The organism is Aestuariivita boseongensis, assembly GCF_001262635.1.
In the GTDB taxonomy this organism is placed as follows: domain Bacteria; phylum Pseudomonadota; class Alphaproteobacteria; order Rhodobacterales; family Rhodobacteraceae; genus Aestuariivita; species Aestuariivita boseongensis.
The window spans coordinates 1-342 of record NZ_JXYH01000137.1; the positions used below are offsets into that span (position 1 = coordinate 1).

The 342-nt window shown below is 61.1% G+C and carries 1 protein-coding gene and 1 pseudogene; both read left to right on the forward strand.

Annotated elements, in window-relative coordinates; translation table 11 throughout:
• Nucleotides 1-94 (forward strand): annotated as a pseudogene (locus tag TR61_RS20080) (phosphate ABC transporter ATP-binding protein); the annotation flags it as partial.
• Between the two features lie 11 nt (nucleotides 95-105).
• Nucleotides 106-342: phosphate signaling complex PhoU family protein (locus TR61_RS19505; RefSeq protein ID WP_281178085.1), on the forward strand; the 237-nt coding region annotated here is incomplete at its 3' end.

A 342-nucleotide genomic window follows, 5' to 3' on the forward strand; every position in this document is an offset into this window, starting at 1 on the left:
GGGGAACCTGGTGGAATATGGCGACACCAGCCATATCTTCACCAACCCCGAAGACCCCCGCACGGAAAGCTATATCACCGGACGGATCGGCTAGGAGGAGAGCCCATGCCAGATCAACATATCCAATCCGCTTTCGACCGCGATCTCGAAGAAATTCAGGCCAATATCATGAAGATGGGCGGCCTGGTCGAAGCCGCCATCCGGAAGGGTGCGCAATCCCTTGTCGACCGCGACGAGGAACTGGCCGAAACGGTGCGCGCAGGCGACAAGGCCATCGACGCGCTTGAAGAGCTGATCAATGAAGAGGCCGCCCGCGTGATCGCGCTGCGCGCGCCCACGGCG